Source organism: Chryseobacterium indologenes (assembly GCF_001295265.1).
GTDB lineage: Bacteria > Bacteroidota > Bacteroidia > Flavobacteriales > Weeksellaceae > Chryseobacterium > Chryseobacterium indologenes_A.
In genome coordinates, this window is record NZ_LJOD01000028.1 from 1 (window position 1) to 11,497 (window position 11,497).

The 11,497-nt window shown below is 32.0% G+C and carries 14 protein-coding genes and 1 pseudogene; 5 read left to right on the forward strand and 10 right to left on the reverse strand.

Annotation, left to right across the window (positions count from 1 at the left end; all coding sequences use genetic code 11):
- The 6 genes and pseudogenes from AOB46_RS23735 to AOB46_RS22120 form a co-directional block, all read right to left on the reverse strand.
- Positions 1 to 214 (reverse strand): annotated as a pseudogene (locus AOB46_RS23735) (transposase); the annotation flags it as partial.
- Positions 215 to 374: 160 nt separating this feature from the next.
- Positions 375 to 683: a HigA family addiction module antitoxin gene (locus AOB46_RS22100; protein WP_062703493.1), complete on the reverse strand. Its 309-nt coding sequence runs from the start codon at positions 681 to 683 to the stop codon at positions 375 to 377.
- Positions 684 to 718: 35 nt separating this feature from the next.
- Entirely contained in the window at positions 719 to 1,003 is a 285-nt protein-coding gene (locus tag AOB46_RS22105; RefSeq protein WP_062703495.1) for a type II toxin-antitoxin system RelE/ParE family toxin, read from the reverse strand.
- 131 nt (positions 1,004 to 1,134) lie between these two features.
- Complete coding sequence (locus AOB46_RS22110; RefSeq protein ID WP_062703497.1) at positions 1,135 to 1,341, reverse strand: hypothetical protein; 207 nt, start codon at positions 1,339 to 1,341, stop codon at positions 1,135 to 1,137.
- 937 nt (positions 1,342 to 2,278) lie between these two features.
- Positions 2,279 to 2,722: a hypothetical protein gene (locus AOB46_RS22115; protein ID WP_062703499.1), complete on the reverse strand. Its 444-nt coding sequence runs from the start codon at positions 2,720 to 2,722 to the stop codon at positions 2,279 to 2,281.
- A 3-nt stretch (positions 2,723 to 2,725) separates the two neighbouring features.
- Positions 2,726 to 3,655, reverse strand: coding sequence for a replication initiation protein (locus AOB46_RS22120; RefSeq protein ID WP_062703501.1), 930 nt, complete (start codon positions 3,653 to 3,655; stop codon positions 2,726 to 2,728).
- Between the two features lie 1,023 nt (positions 3,656 to 4,678).
- Between AOB46_RS22120 and AOB46_RS23250 the strand changes: the two genes are divergently transcribed.
- The 4 genes from AOB46_RS23250 (at position 4,679) to AOB46_RS23510 (ending at position 6,885) form a co-directional block, all read left to right on the forward strand.
- Complete coding sequence (locus tag AOB46_RS23250; RefSeq protein WP_115951730.1) at positions 4,679 to 5,086, forward strand: plasmid mobilization protein; 408 nt, start codon at positions 4,679 to 4,681, stop codon at positions 5,084 to 5,086.
- Positions 5,080 to 5,895 (forward strand): relaxase/mobilization nuclease domain-containing protein, encoded by an 816-nt coding sequence (locus AOB46_RS22130; protein WP_062703503.1) that lies wholly within the window; start codon positions 5,080 to 5,082, stop codon positions 5,893 to 5,895. The genes AOB46_RS23250 and AOB46_RS22130 overlap by 7 nt, the downstream gene beginning before the upstream one ends.
- Before the next feature lie 24 nt (positions 5,896 to 5,919).
- Positions 5,920 to 6,489, forward strand: coding sequence for a hypothetical protein (locus AOB46_RS22135; protein ID WP_062703504.1), 570 nt, complete (start codon positions 5,920 to 5,922; stop codon positions 6,487 to 6,489).
- Between the two features lie 252 nt (positions 6,490 to 6,741).
- On the forward strand, positions 6,742 to 6,885 hold the full coding sequence (locus tag AOB46_RS23510; RefSeq protein WP_157845095.1) for a hypothetical protein: 144 nt from the start codon (positions 6,742 to 6,744) through the stop codon (positions 6,883 to 6,885).
- Positions 6,886 to 7,178: 293 nt separating this feature from the next.
- On the opposite strand, the gene AOB46_RS22140 is transcribed toward AOB46_RS23510, so the two are convergent.
- Positions 7,179 to 7,745, reverse strand: coding sequence for a hypothetical protein (locus tag AOB46_RS22140; RefSeq protein WP_062703506.1), 567 nt, complete (start codon positions 7,743 to 7,745; stop codon positions 7,179 to 7,181).
- A 48-nt stretch (positions 7,746 to 7,793) separates the two neighbouring features.
- Positions 7,794 to 10,178, reverse strand: a complete 2,385-nt coding sequence (locus AOB46_RS22145) for a DUF11 domain-containing protein (RefSeq protein ID WP_062703507.1) — start codon at positions 10,176 to 10,178, stop codon at positions 7,794 to 7,796.
- A gap of 142 nt (positions 10,179 to 10,320) precedes the next feature.
- Here AOB46_RS22145 and AOB46_RS22150 point away from each other — a divergent pair, with 142 nt between their 5' ends.
- Positions 10,321 to 10,785: a hypothetical protein gene (locus AOB46_RS22150; protein WP_062703508.1), complete on the forward strand. Its 465-nt coding sequence runs from the start codon at positions 10,321 to 10,323 to the stop codon at positions 10,783 to 10,785.
- 112 nt (positions 10,786 to 10,897) lie between these two features.
- Here the strand turns inward: AOB46_RS22150 and AOB46_RS22155 are convergent, their stop codons facing one another.
- Both AOB46_RS22155 and AOB46_RS23740 read right to left on the reverse strand, forming a co-directional pair.
- Complete coding sequence (locus AOB46_RS22155; RefSeq protein ID WP_062703509.1) at positions 10,898 to 11,197, reverse strand: hypothetical protein; 300 nt, start codon at positions 11,195 to 11,197, stop codon at positions 10,898 to 10,900.
- Positions 11,194 to 11,497: transposase (locus AOB46_RS23740; protein WP_062703511.1), on the reverse strand; the 304-nt coding region annotated here is incomplete at its 5' end. The genes AOB46_RS22155 and AOB46_RS23740, both read right to left, overlap by 4 nt.

The following is an 11,497-nucleotide window of genomic DNA, read 5'->3' on the forward strand; positions in this document are numbered from 1 at the left end:
AAAGAATAAGATGTTGGCTATATATTCTGAAAAAATCATATTCTAGTAATTTGCTCCATTTCAAGAGCAACTCGGTGTCTAATGATTTTTGTGAGAACATATTTTCAACATCTGTTTTACTTATTTTAAAAAAATTGCAAGCCCTTTCAATAGAGAAATCTAATTCTTTCCATTTTACTAAGATTAAATGGCCTATATGTATATCTTTGTACATACAATATTACTTTTTAAGTAACTGAATTTACAATTATTTTTTTATCTTTAGATTATCATTTCTGATGAGAGAGAATTATATTGTTATCTTAATTAAAGACAGTTTTTTAGAATTCTGTCTTTTTTGTTTATTTATAATATAACAAATTTATTATTAATATCTAAGCAAATTCGAATTTATCTAATTCAATATGCTTCTCTTTAAACTCTTTTTCAGCTTCTCTTAAATCATAAGAGGTTTGTAAGCGAATCCAAAACTCTGCATTACCACCAAAAACTTTGGAAATTCTTATTGCCATAATGGGAGTAATTACACTTTTACCATTAACAATATTGGATAAAGTGGGTCGTGTAATACCTAAGAGTTTAGCAGTTCTTTCAACAGTTAATTTATTGGGTTTAATAATCTGGCTCGAAATAATTTCACCAGGATGCGTATTGTGCTTAATAGCACGGATTAAAGGTTTCATATAATTAAAATTTTATTTTACAGTTTCTACAATTCTTAATGAGTATCTAATAAATCTAAATCATAAGCATTTTTATTTTCAAATCTAAAAATAATGCGATAATTACCTGTCACATCCACAGACCAAAAACCTTTTAATTTCCCCTTTAATGGATGCAATCTAAGCCCCTTAAAAGGGTCAAAATCTTGTGGTATTTCTTCAACATTATCAATAATATCTAAAATTTCACGTATTCTATCAACCATTTCTGAAGGTAATTTACTAACATCATCTTTCGTCCAGTATTTTTTTAATCCTTTATGCGTTATGGAATATATCATTACTTTTTGCTATTTGTGAAAAAAATTGTATGCTGTAAAGTTACGCATTACGTTTTGAATACACAAACTTATTGAAAAACGTACAGCTCTTTCGGCTTCTGTCTGTTCCTGTTCAAACCGCCTGATATCTTTTACATCCTGTTGGTATGATTGAGGAGTACTGTTGTAGTTCTGGAGAACTGAGGGAACAGTATTATTTTCAGATTGGTAAATTTCTGATCAGAATAATTCTGAAAAGTGGAGGGATTGGGATTTTCCATAGTCGGGAACTTAGGAATCTGGGCGAATCCCAAAGGGCCTAAACAGAGGAAAAAGTATTTAAAATAAAAATTTCTCATTGTGTGAATTGTGATTTTGGCGACAATTATAAATAAAAATATTCATTTCCGAAATAGGTAAAAAACCCCATATTTTTTCGAGTATTTTACGGTAAAACTATATCAGAACAGCGACAAAATGTGTCGTATTTTAAACTGATTCATTTCATACTTGATTTTTAGGCACAAAAAAAGCGTGGAACTATGTCTACTGCCTTAGAGGTACTGGCATACCCGAACACAAATAAACATAGAAACCCATGCCGGAGCGTGAGCATTGCATATTCTTGTGTTCTTTGAAAATGCCAGTTTTCTAAGACAAGAAAGCAAATGCTTTAATTTTTTACCGTAAATGTTATTGGTGCGAATTTAAGAAAGAAAAATTAAATATCCATCCAGTGAAATTTTTCAGCCGTCACTTCCTCAGACTGCTCGTTTTTTCAAAACGCTTGTCATTCGTTGCTCCTTAGTTCAAAATTTATCAGGCAAAAGAATTGCGCAAAATTGGGTCAAAAAAATGGTGACTATTTTAATGTAACAGAACTTTTTGAAAGGTGGTGATACCTTACGGAACAGACGATATCAGCAAAATTTATCTTTATCTCACAACCATGCTCCGAATGCGTCACAACTTTATTAGAAACCATGCAATATACTTGCAAAGTCTTTATTCATGGTATTTGTAGAGAAATACAAAAACGTGTCCTTTCGGGAGAACTGAAGATTTTTTCTATTTGTTCCAGAAGAAATTAAGCAAACCGGCAAAGGCTTTAATGTGAGGTTATATTTGAAGTCAGCCGTTTTCAGGGATTAAAACCCTGAGCAATGAATTTTAAAAATTTTATACAATGAATAATTTTGATTTAGAACTGATTAATCAGTTATTGGGAGTGATATTTATCACTATTAAAGTAGTTAAGGAAATTACTAATCTGAAAAAGAAGAAAAAGGATAAGGATTAGTGATCTAATCCTTTTTCCTTCGCTTCAATAAAGTTGCGTTCTTTTACACTTTCAATGAGTTTTTCGTGGATGTCTAACTGCCTATGGTAAGACATCCGGAAATACTCTATTTGTGATTTTAGACTTTCTAAATATTCTTTTGAAATGGAAATTTGTTCTTTTAAAAATGGGTATTCTGTTATACGTTTTTTAAATTCCTCATATTCTTCTTCAGTAAAATATTCAACGTGTGGAAACTCTGAATTTTCTGTGTCGCTGTCTGTCGTTGTTTTGTCGTTGTAGTGTCGCGACAATAGCAGGTTTACAGTATCTTCTGGGATTGTAAATCCTTTATTATTGGGTGTTTTTAAAGTTTCTATGAGTGTCGCTATGTGTCGCTGAATTGTCCGTTCGCTGACGCCGAAAAGTGCTGCAACCTCTTTAGTTGTATAATTTTTCATGCTTTAATTTTTTACGGGTAATATTCCTTTTTTCTGATATACACCAATCAAGTAACCCACAGAATTATCAATTTTCAGTTTTCTCTGTCTGATCTTTTCGTTCAGTTCTGTAATTAAGATGTCAAAATCCTTTTCTTTTTCTTTTCCGGCAATCAACTCTGCCTGTTCCTGATTTAAGCCATAAGTAACAAGTTTTGATATGAATTTTTGAACATTTAAAGGTTTTTCAAAATCAATTTCTAACTGTTTAAACTTTTGAGAATTTATATGTATAGTTACCCATTCAAAAGATCTACCTTTCTTTTTAAGTTCAAAATCAATCTCAATATCTGAATTTTCATTAATTTGTTTTTTAGCAATATCTAAAACATATTCTTTGAACTGGCTTATTCTTTCAAACTGCTCATTCCCTTTTTTGTCGATCAGTCCGAGCATTTTTTTAAGTTCTTCAATTTCGAAACGCTTACTTCCTATACTTCGCCATTGACAAGCAATACCATATAAGCGTTTTGCATATTTTGAGGAACAATTTAAAACGGATTTTAACTGTAAAGCAGTAAAATTGTTTTTCAGTTCAAAAAAATAGGGCAGAGCTTCATCATTTAGTTTTACTGAAAAAGAACCAGTCCCAATTAAATAATCAACTTTTGAGAATAACCATAATTGAGAAATCTTTTTCGGAGTTTCAATTTCAAACATCCGAGAGCCTATACTTTCAGTCGCTTCCCTTAATTGCTTTAAATTCCATTTACGGCCTGTTATCGCTTCGATATCATGAACATGGATAGTGTATTCCAATTTATCTTTTTTAAGGCAGGAAAGCACCATAAAAAGAATATCAAGCATACAGGCAGAGTAGTCATAGCGACCTGAAGTAATAACATTGTGTTGATAAATTAGTTTATCGTTTTTGCTGACGTCCATTAATTCCATAATATCAAGATTGTTATACAAATATATAAAAACCAGTAATAAAAACAATACTGTTTTATAATATCTGTTTTAACACTTATAAAAACTGGTTTTTAACTTATAAAAACTGGTTTTTAACTTATAAAAACTGGTTTTTAACTTATAAAAACTGGTTTTTAACTTATAAAAACTGGTTTTTAACTATGTAATCATTTGTGTAATAGATAGTTATAAGGTCTTAAAATAACAAAATAGATAAAATAATAAATATTTTAAAAATACGTTTGCTCAAAAGGAATTTTATCTGATCTATTGGAACGAAAATTTTTCCTGTCATTCTGTCATGCGGAGTGAAAGGAAAACAAAAAAACGAAAAACAAACTTTTACAAGTTGGCTTGGGCGGGCGATTGCTATGCTTTGCATAATAATTGTGATAGATAAATTCTATTATTTGAGTACTGAAATGATGAGCTGTCCGGTGCTGTGATCGGAGCGATACCGTTTCCGGAATGGTGCTGATTTTTTCCTTCAGCTTTTCTATTTTTCCCCTTTATTTTTTTGCAGAATGTTTGGAATGTTTTTATTTCGGTTCTGAGGGGTGAGCTGATCTGAAGTATTACTTTTTTTAAGTCATTTTCTGAGTGGGTAGAGCTGGGCGATCTTCCGGAACTGGTGAGCTGTACTCTGATAAAAAATGCGCTTGTGTTGCGTGGTAATGCAGAAATGTGTAAATTAGTGGTAAAAATTATGTATATAGTAAGGGCAAGTAGTACCTTTTGACGTCAAAAACCTACGCTATCGCTTCGATTTTCGCCACAAAAGGACAACTTGGTTCATTCCTATCGTCATAAACGGACAAACATACCGCTAATGATTAGAGTACACTTTTAACGGATATACCTACATAGTTAGATTTTATATAGTCGGAAAAAACAAAGGAGAAAAAATAAAAGCTCTCCGAAATGGAGAGCCAAAGTTGATTATAAATTTTCTAAATCAGAAGAAAAATTTAGAGTAGTAAAAATAAAAAAAACCGTCCAATTATGGAAGATCAAAACACAGAAGATTGGGAAGCGCAATTTAGAGAAGAATTTGAGCAGATTGATAGACAAAACCAATATCGAGAACGAGGAAAGCTCGGAGGTCGCCCGAAACTCAATGCCCCAAAATCGGAGCGTTTAGCACTTCGATTTACTCCTGTGGAAATGAAAAAGCTAAAAGAAAGAGCGGATAAAAAAAAGCTGAAGCTCACGGATTACAGCAGAATTATTCTGCTTGATAGGGAACTTCCGGAGTATGAAAAAAACATCATGCTGACGGAATATGCAACGAATTTCCGGAGAATTGGGAATTACATGAAAAAGGAAATTTTCACTCCTGAAGAAAGAGCCGGACTGCTCAGGGAGATCGAGGAAGCCATCAAAGGAATTAAAACACAAATCAAATGGTAATCTCTGCATCAACGAGAAATGTAAGCTCCAAATCTATCCAGTACCAACAGAGCGACAAGGAGCAGAGCGTGGAAGTGTGCCGGAACGGTCTATCCGGAGAGAAGCCGAAAGAACTGTTTGAAGAATTTAAACAGGTTGCCGATCTGAATACAAGAACGGAGAATAAATACGTTACTGCTGTGATATCGCCCCCAAAAGAATACAGCCGAGATTTAACTCTGGAGGAATGGGGGAAACTGGCAGAGGACTATTTAAAAAAGGAGGGAATCGGTAAGAACAATCAATATTTAGTGCATCTACACCAATCTACGGACGATAAGCACCTGCATATTATAGCGAACAGGATAGATTATCACGGTAAAAATCAGGTAACGAGCCATAATATAGGAGAAAGAGCATCCGGACACGCTGAAGTATTATCCAAAGAGCGGAACTGGAAGACGGCACAAGAGATCACTGGAGAGAAGAAAGCAGAAATAAAAAATGTACTTCTTGAGGAAAAAGGGCAAAGCAGAAGTTTAGGCGATCTTGTATTGAGAATGGATAAAAGGGGTTACGTTATGCAGATCAGCGAGAACTCCAAAGGCTTAAACGGTGCAAGGATCATCCCGAAAGCTGATATCAACATGAATCCTTCAGTTTTGGAAAAAGTAACCAAACAGGGTTTTAAATTAAGCGATATCGACCCGAAATTAAAGATTAAGGAAATCGCCCTGGAACTTACAAAACTTACTCCTAAAAACATAGCATTGGAAGTAACAAAAAGTGTAACCAGGAATATTACCAAAGACAGAGGAATGTCATTATAAAGTAGTAAACAAAATATAAAAATTATGGAAGAACAGAACAACAATCAAAATGCCAGTTCTCCGCGGCTTAACCCTGTGGAACTACTGGAACAGTTAAAAATAACGACAAGCGCACTTGAAAAGCAAATCTCACAACTCAATTCCGAATCTGCATCCATGCAGGAGCTTAGTATGGAGGTCTCCGACATCTTTGATCGGAAAGTACAGGAGCTTAAAAAAAATGTTTCCGGTATTGAGGTAGGTATATCTCCGGAAGATCTGAAGAAGCTCGAATCTTACAAAGATTATTTTAAGCATTACAAGCCGGTATTATATACTTCTTTATTTGTCATGCTCTCAGGTTGGGGATTGGGTATTTTCGGGGCATATTCCGGAATCAAATGGTATAAAGAGAGCGTAAGGACAAAACAGGAGATCAGGAGCGAAGTCCTTCAGGAAATCGGCAAGGACGGAAATGTTATCGTATTAAAGGAGCAATGGGAAAATTACCAGTTTCAGAATGAAGTGTTAAAAGAATGGAAGAAAACTAATCCTGAAGACAGTAAATCCCTTATAGATTACGGCAACGGATATAAAGCAAAACAAAAAAAGTGATGTTTTTTCCGACTATAAACAGACCTGAAAATTTATCTTTATAAAATAATAAGCGCTAAACATCCCTTAGAACAATACAATACAGCACAGGAAAATTTTATTAATAATCTTGCTGATAAAGACAAAGAATATCATTCCTTATTATTTTCTTATGGTAACGCCAGTTATCTATATCATAATTTACCCATAGAACCAAGTTTTGAGGATTATACGGAGTGGTTAGAGGGATTGCAAGAAAATATTAGAAAAGATATGCAGTCCAAAGGATTTGAAACCTGTAAAAGCATTTTATCCTTTACCCGTTACGTGAGAGAAAAAAGAGATATTCACATGGAAGATTTTATTATAGAAAAAATGGGAATTGAACAATACGGTAAGTATAAAGAGCTTTTCTAATGCTGTGAGAATCGAATAAAAAAATATCCGGGTCAATCTCCGGCAGAGAACAGGGAGAAGCTGTTAAGGTATTTGGATTTAATAGATTGCGCATAAATCGGCTTCGCCTACTCATGTATGTTGAGGAGAATTATAAATTCTCTCAACATACATTCGGGAGAAATTTGTGTTTTTATACAGTTCTAAAGACTGTCTATTTTTATTATTAGTTTTTTAAGCTTTTTGACCGGGCTTTTTCATATTTCCAAGTTTGGTATGGTAGAAATAGGATAATAAATTATAACAGTCAATATTTATGGTTTCCAAAAGCTCCATTTACTACCATTAAAAACAGCTAATCGTTTTGTACCTGTTTTGTTTACAAAAACCATCATTCCTGGTGAGGGACTTGGAATATTGTTAACATCGGAAACTACAGGTAACACTAATGCTTTAGTAGAGGATTCTAATACTAGAACACCATCATTTACTGTTGTAAAATTTGCTCCTATAATGGATCTAGCATTACTGTCTTCCGTTATTTGCGACATTGTAGGTTGACTATTTAAATAGAAACTGACATCTGCACCTTGGCCACTAAGATCAGTCCAATGATCTGTAGTAGAAGGGGTATTATTAAAAAATTTTATTCTTGCATTAGTAGGATCAGTAACATCTAAAATTATTGATCCTTCAGTAGGGATACTTGTTTTTTGCCTAACGTAGGGTAATAAAATTCCTTTATTGTTTGTATTTGCGAATTCTAACAGTACTGATGATTTGTTATTGATAGGAGCAGTTCCTATTGCATCTCCAACGATTATTTGAGAATAAACAGTCCCAGATAATATCCATGCGGTTATGATAAATAAATTTTTCATTATATAAATTTTTAATTTAAAACATATTAGAAATTAACAATATATTTATTATGGACAAGCAGGTTTAGAGAAACACTTCCAATCCCCGTCAGCATAAATTTTCAAACATTTACCGAAAATATCATAAACCATCATTCCTTCTATTGGATTAGTAATTTTACTAATATGATTTGCAGCGAAAGTCTGTGTAGGATCTGAAGTCATTCTTGTAATCACAAATCCTTTAGTATTAGATTCCAAAACCATATATGCAGAATTTCTGTTCATTGGCCAACCTCCATTGTTTGCTCCGGCTCTTTTCAATAATGTTACTCCAAAATTAGCAGGGATTCCAATATTATTATTGATTATAGGATTGTAACATACAAGAGATACCATTACTGTATTATTTGTTTTGATATTATTACAAGATCCTCCTAAACCATTATTGGAACATTCATATTGAGCATCTGTAGGAGGGATCATAATATCAGGATTTGTTGCATCTGGATCTGTTATATCATTAGGACGTAAAATAGAAGCTACTACTATTTGGGTTCCTGCAATAGCAGAATTACTAACTACTAAAGTAATAGTATAGGTAATTTCACAATTACTAGGAAGATTGAGCTTTGAAGAATATGAATTTGTTGCAGGATTATAATTCAAAGGAACACTTTCGTTTCCACAACTGTTTGAAGAAAATGTAATGGTTTGTGGCATTAATCCATTAGGAATTTTAAATGTAAAAGGAGCTCCTAATGCATTACTTGGTCCGCCATTTTTTACTTTTATAGTATAGGTAATTTGATCTCCATCATAGGCAATAATGTTATTTGGGGTAACTGAATTAATCATTAAATCAGCGATTTTAACAACCACTTGGGAGTTTGTTGTTTGTTCTTGAGCTTTAATAAAAGTCCAGGTGTCGATTGATTTTTCATTACCAAAAGTATTAGTATATCCATTTCCATTGAGCCCCCATTTATGTCCATTAGCGTTACTGCTAATACCTATACTATTAGCTGGTGGAAGGTGGCTATTGTTCTTAGGAGAAGAAGAATTTCCAGAATTTGCGTTAGGAATGTCAACATCATTCCAGTAAACAATATCTGAAACTACCTGATTTAGATTAGCATAGTTTAACAGTTCTATAATAATTCCTAATCTATTATATTCCACATCTATATAGGGGAAATGAACTTCAGCACCTTGCAATCGGATTGTAATTTTTACAGGGAACGTACCTACAGGCGAAGCATTTCCGTTTCCATCTTTACCATCCCAGTAAATTTGGTTTGCTCCAGCAGAAGAAGCTCCTGTGAGAACTCTTGTTACAAAGTTAGGGTTTGTAGGTGTACTTTCTATAGTAATATTATAATTACCTTGTACATCTGCATTAAATTTTATATAACCTCCTTTATTGCTTATTTGTCCATTAGTACCTTCTACTCCGACTACAGATACATTACTAACATTGGGTGTTGTCACTGGGTTTTTTAGCCAAGTATTTCCATTAGGAACTGCTCCTACAGATGAAGAAGGCAAATCTGTGGCAGGTTTTGTATAGAAAATTTTATGAGTAATATTCTTTTGAGTATCTGCATCATTAGGATTATGTACTTTCCCATTTAAAAAAGAAGGAGTTGAACCATTTAAACTTTTGTAGACTGGCAGTTGGTTATTCTGATTTAAAAATCCATTATTATTTGTAAAAAAAGTAAAATGAATTCCATTTTGTCCATTATTTTTAACCTGATATGTATACCCATCCTTAGTAAGCGGATATACAATACCATAAAATCCATTACTATTAACATTGGTAAAACCAAGACTAAGGTTTAGTACATTGGTATAAACCCGTCCAGAAATAAAAGCAGTATTGTTAGGGTTAATCACAGAAATGTCCCATGCCATAATACCTGATTTATCATCTTGTACCCAGTTGTCATTAGCATTAAATGTAGCTTGAGGGTCTGCAGTACCTCTTGAAACAAATTCAATTCTATAAATACCTGCACCATTTGCAGGAACTTGATAATATATTGGAGTATATCTATTTCCACCTGTTTGACCAAATAACTGAGGACCAGCTATTTCTGATGATCTGTTGGGGATTTGTCCAGCAATAGTATTATTGTTAACTACAATTGATCCATTGGGAGCATATAAGCGAATTTTAGAATTACCACCATTAATTTGAGAACTAGAAGCCAAAGTAATTCTCTCTCCTTCTTTGGCATAAACATAATGAATTCCTTCATTCGGGAATGGCCAATTTTCCGTTGCCTGTGTGCTAGAACGGAGATATGCACGTAAACCTGTTACACCATTAGGATAAAGATCTTTTGATCCATCAGCAAATAGATGATTACTAAAAATTAAGAAATATAAAAATATAATCGTGTTAAGAGGTCTAGCAAGTTTTTTTTGTAGAGTAAATTTATTTTTCATAATGTTTTTTTTGCAAATTTAATGTTTTTTAACAGTAAATTTTTCCATTTGAAAATTATTTTTGGATGAATGAAAAATTTGAAAAGTCTATATATTTTTTTTGAATGATTTTCGATAATGATAGAACTAATAATTTAATACAATGAAAAATAAAATTTTAACTGTTTCTTTAATGTCTTTTTTGATTATTTTATCTTGCAACGATAAAAAAAGTAAAGATATTGGCTCCAACACGATTAAAAAAGTGAATGATTCTATTAGTTCTAAATTACTATATGAAAATGCTATAACAAAAAATGTAGGAAAATACCCTCATGAAATTAATTTATTTGATAATGTTGAAGTATCAAAAAGATTAAAAAAAATTGTAGGGAGTAAGTATAAAGAGATTATAGAAAACTTTAATACAGAAACACCAATAGTTTCTGAAAATACAATTTATAAAGTAACTGGATGTAAACAACACGAGTGCCCTTTATTTCACACTACTATTTTATTTGATGCAGAAAAAGACAATTTTAATGTAGTAGTAGACAATAACGGTAAATCTGAAGAATTTATAGAGAAAGAGAAGATTAATTTGTCCCAATCTTTAAAAGATAAGTAAATATTATATATAAATTCAAAATAAAATCTAACTATATAGTGTGGTTAGGTTTTTATTAAAAAAAAGATTAAAATTGTTAGCTCATACTAATCTACAAATAATTTTTAAAAAATTATTTGTATATTTTTTTATATTTTGTTATTGTATTTCTACTCATCTTAAAATGTTTCGCCAATTGAATGTTATTTAATTTATGCTTTTTCTGATAATCTAAAATTTTTAATATATCTGATCTTTTATAAGATTTAAATTTTTGATTCTCTGTTTTTTTTCCAAAAATAATTTCATTAAGTTTATTTATATCTATTGATGAAAGATTATCATTCAAAAGAATTGGCTTGCATTCATCAAGTTTTTCTGGATATTTTTTTTGAAGAATATCAAGATAGATGCGTTTATAATCTGGTCTCATTTTGAATATTTACTAATCCATTTATGTAATGTAGTCTTTGGAATTTTATATTTTTCTATTACTTCATTTTTACTCATTTCATCAGAGTTTATTTGCTCTAATATAAATTCAATGATCTCTTGTGTATAAATATTTTTTCTAAATTCCGGAAGTTTTTTTGATTTCAAACTTTCAGCATTGGTTCTTTTACTTGGTGGAGAATAAAGAATAAGATGTTGGCTATATATTCTGAAAAAATCATATTCTAGTAATTTGCTCCATTTCAAGAGCAACTCGGTGTCTAATGATTTTTGTGAGAAC